The 4,349-nt window shown below is 37.1% G+C and carries 3 protein-coding genes; all 3 read left to right on the top strand.

Annotated elements, in window-relative coordinates; all coding sequences use genetic code 11:
* Nucleotides 1-155: 155 nt before the first annotated feature.
* On the top strand, nucleotides 156-926 hold the full coding sequence (locus HRT72_14100) for a hypothetical protein (protein ID NQY68842.1): 771 nt from the start codon (nucleotides 156-158) through the stop codon (nucleotides 924-926).
* A gap of 3 nt (nucleotides 927-929) precedes the next feature.
* Nucleotides 930-1,793: a lipoyl synthase gene (gene lipA, locus HRT72_14095; GenBank protein ID NQY68841.1), complete on the top strand. Its 864-nt coding sequence runs from the start codon at nucleotides 930-932 to the stop codon at nucleotides 1,791-1,793.
* A 227-nt stretch (nucleotides 1,794-2,020) separates the two neighbouring features.
* Nucleotides 2,021-4,349: hypothetical protein (locus HRT72_14090; GenBank protein NQY68840.1), on the top strand; the 2,329-nt coding region annotated here is incomplete at its 3' end.

The following is a 4,349-nucleotide window of genomic DNA, read 5'->3' as shown; positions in this document are numbered from 1 at the left end:
TGCCATCTTCCGACATTCCATCTTAACTAGTATCTTGTTTCTGCGATTACCGTATATTTATTTGTAGTAATAAATATATAGAATTCACTAGTAATAGTTTGAACGTCATTCAAGTTATGGTTGTTAAATGGAATAGAATCCTGTAAATACTAAAATTGAAATTTCCTGTTTTTATTTGTATCACGATGTCTTTGTTTCCCATATTCTTATATGGGAATATGGATGCCGTTGTAGACACCTCAGCCAAAGATGTTTTATATAAAACAGAGAATATGTATGGCGGAGGAATTCATAGAATTGGTATGCATTTAGCGTTTAGGACGGTAAAAAGTATCACGTATTTGAAAAAGAGAACTTATTCTCTCGAGTTTGTCGGAATGCATCATCCCAAGGAGCATCCACTAGAATCTTTCCGTCATGGAAGATCGTACGAGTATGGTAAATTAAATGCAGTAATGATTAATAGAGCTGGGATAGGTAGGCAAAAGTCCTTAGCAAATAAAGCTGCTCTGAAAAATATTTCTATTAATTTCAACTATCATATTGGACCCAATATGGCAATTTTAAAACCAGTTTATCTTAGGATATTTCTTACTGATAAAAATGGAGTCGATATTTTAGATGAGGAGAATAATCCTATTGTTAACGATATGAAATACGACGCCAATGAGCATGACCATTTTAATATTAAAGGTAAAGCATCTTCTTTGCTGGGAATGAATGAATTGAAATTCACACCTGGACTATATTCGAAAATCGGATTGAATTTTGATTTTGCAAGTTATTTTGATCGAGTATTAGCAATTGAGGTAGGAATGACTGCTGATATTTTTTTAAAAGGGCTGCCAATTATGGCGTTGAACCCTAAGTCTAATTTTATGTTATCCTACTATATAACTGTGTTTGTGGGTAAAAAATATTATTGATATATGAGTGACGCTTCCTCAATAGATAAGCTTAAGAAGCCAGATTGGCTTAAGGTTCGATTGCCGAGTGGTCCGGAGTTCACCGAACTGCAACGGATCGTAAGTGATAATAAATTACATACCATTTGCGATAGTGGAAATTGCCCCAATAAAGGAGAATGCTGGGGAGAAGGAACCGCCACTTTTATGATATTGGGTAATGTATGTACGAGGTCTTGTGGTTTTTGTGCTGTTAGTACTGGAAGGCCAGATGCAGTAGATGTTTTTGAGCCTCTCAAGGTAGCCAAGGCTGTTAAATTGATGAACGTTAAGCATTGTGTTGTAACGTCTGTTGATAGGGACGATTTGAGTGATGGTGGTGCCGAAATATGGGTGAAAACAATTGCTGCCATTAGAAGGCTAAATGCAGAAACTACTATGGAGACTTTAATTCCGGATTTTCAAGGTATATGGGAAAATTTGGAATTAGTTATTGATGCCAAACCTGAAATTATTTCGCATAATTTGGAAACGGTAAAACGTCTCACTAAAGAAGTGAGAATTCAAGCCAAATATGAGCGAAGCCTAGAGGTGATTAAGCGAGTCTCTGCTGCTGGAATTAGGTCGAAATCTGGACTCATGTTGGGGTTGGGGGAATCGGAGAAAGAGGTTTTTGAAGCTATGGATGATTTGCTAGAATCGAAATGTGACGTGCTGACATTGGGGCAATATCTGCAACCTACAAAAAAACATTTGCCAGTCACGGAATTTATTCATCCAGATAAATTTTTAATGTTCAAAGAAGAAGGACTTAAAAAAGGATTTAAATATGTGGAGTCTGCTCCTCTTGTAAGATCCTCTTATCATGCCGAAAGGCATCTAGGATAAATCCTATATAATTTCAGGGTAAGGTTGGTTAATTGGGGTACTTTCTTAAAGTACAAAACGGACCATGGAAAAATTTGAATTAATTGAAAATATTACTTGCCTGAGTAGGTGATATTTAAAATTAAAATCCTCTTGGAAAACACGCGTTTTTTATAAAATGAAACCTTTTTTATCCGCTATTTAAAACGTAATTTGGTCCACCATTAAATAACAAATAATTCGATAAGATGAGAAGGAATTTAAGAATAATAATTGGGACGCTAAGCATACTGTCAGTATCGCTATCCTATGCCTTTCAAGGTAACCCGGATTCTGAATTAAACGATATAAATTCTTCTGAACAAAGCAAGCCAAATAACGTTCTTCTTGATGCGTTGAAAAATCAGGTTACGGGTGTGGTTAATCCTGCAGACGTAATAAAAGCACAAGAAGCGGCTAATGCTTCTATGCAAAAGAGTTTGGGTTTGCAATGGGAATCAAGAGGGCCAACTAATTTTGGTGGTAAAGCTACTTGTGTGCTATATGACCAAGACGATAATTCTAGAATATTTATAGGTTCTGCAACAGGTGGTCTATTTGTTTCTCACACAGGTGGTTCCTCATGGGAGCCTGCAAGTGAGGGATTAGGCAGTTTAATTGTTTCTAGTATAACGCAAGCTTCCAATGGAGATATTTATGTTGGTACCGGATTGTCTTATGGTCCTTACACTGATTATGTTGGTGGAGGTATTTACAAATCGACCAATAGTGGAGTTAGTTTTGTTGAATTAAGTTCAACATGGAGTACAGCTACAAACCCGGAAGACTGGGAGTTTGTTGCTGAAATGGCCGCATCTCCTTCACAAAGTACTAAAATTTATGCAGCAACGAAACAAGGGTTAATGGTAACTTATGATGGAGGAACTGTTTGGACGAATGTTCTTAAATCAAAAATATTATATCTGTCAGGAGAAAATGGTAATGCGGAGGTTACGGTAGAAGGAAACTCTTACACGATTACATATAGTTCTAGCTTGTCTAATACCGCACAGAATTTTGTATCGACCCACGGAAATGCGATAAGAACAAGTGAGAATATTGAGGTTGTTAGCCAAGGAGAGCAGTTGTTGTTCTTTGGGTTAGATGGAACGTATCCAAATGTTAGTATAGCTAATACTGATGGTGGCGTTGCTAAGGTTAGTGAAATAGTGCTTACAGGTACACAAGGTGCGGCAGACGTTATAATTGACGGTATTACTTATACTGCAACAAAAACAACTACGGTTGATGCAGCAGCGGCTAGTTTTGCGAGTGGAACTTCTATAGCCGATGTTACACTAACGAGCACAGATAGTACTATTATCTTAACCGGCATCGCAGGATCACCTTTTACTATTGATACTGTATTGAATACAACTGGTAGTATAGCCCAGGTTGATAAATATGAATTTGTAGGTGATTCAGGATCTGTAGTATTGACAATTAATTCGGCTTCTTATATTATCGAATTTGATACAGATGAGACTACAACTGTCAATAATTTTGTGTTGTCTGATGACGCAGCAGAAATATTATCTGATATTGGTGTAGTTGTGTCATCGAACGCAGACACATTGATTCTAACAGCACAGAATGCTGGTTACCCTTTCGTAAGTTCAATAGTTACGCAGACACCGGTAGCACAGCAAGTTGATCATGTCATTGCTGGTTCTTGCGGTGCGGCTGATATTCTTATTAACGGTTCAACCTATTCTTTAACCTATTCTGGCAACATAGATCAAACGGTAAGTGACTTCATTACTGCTGATTCAACAACATTATCTGGACTTGGTATTACAGCTTCGGGCAATGATAATACTATTTCGTTGGCGGCAATTGTTCCTGGTGTGCCTTTTACAACGTATGCTTCTCAAAATACTACAGGATATGAAAAGCAAATGGATCAGTATACATTTACTGGTACTTCAGGAGCAGTTCTTCTACAGATATATAATGAAACGGGTACGGATAGTTCAGAATATATTATTCCGGTTTTTAACGGCGATGTAAATGCTGCGCTTTCCGATTTTTTCATCAATAATGTGATGGATTTCTTTAGCAAAGGATTAAATATTTCAGTATCTGGAAATCAACTTACAATAGAAGCAGTTTATGCGGGAGTAGGATTTACATCTACTGTTGAAGAATTAGTTACGAGGGCCAAGAGAGTTGAATTTACAGTTGTTGGTGATAGTGGAATCGCCTATATCAGTATGGGTGTAAAAAACTATGAAATGGTCTTTCAGGGTACGCATGCTAATACAGCCCTCGACTTTTATAATGACCATGCAGATAGTATATTATTCTATGAAGGCATAACTGTAACTCAGCAAGATTCTATATTGATTTTTCAATCAATGAATCCTGGAGTAGATTTCCCTGGATTTGATGCGATTACAACTTTTGGAAATCTGAGTGCAACTGCAAACACCATAATTGAGAACTTTCCAGTTTCAAAACAAGTTCAATATGAGTTAACCGGAACTACTTTCGCGGCAGATGTGAAATTACCGGTAGGAGGGTTAAACTTGTTAGTTG

Source organism: Flavobacteriales bacterium (assembly GCA_013214975.1).
Classification (GTDB): Bacteria; Bacteroidota; Bacteroidia; order DT-38; family DT-38; genus DT-38.
This window is presented reverse-complemented; position numbering and strand designations above follow the sequence as displayed.

What these genes read in the sequence shown, in the direction of transcription:
- lipA (NQY68841.1), top strand. Translation starts at nt 930, where the DNA reads ATGAGTGACGCTTCCTCAATAGATAAGCTTAAGAAGCCAGATTGGCTT.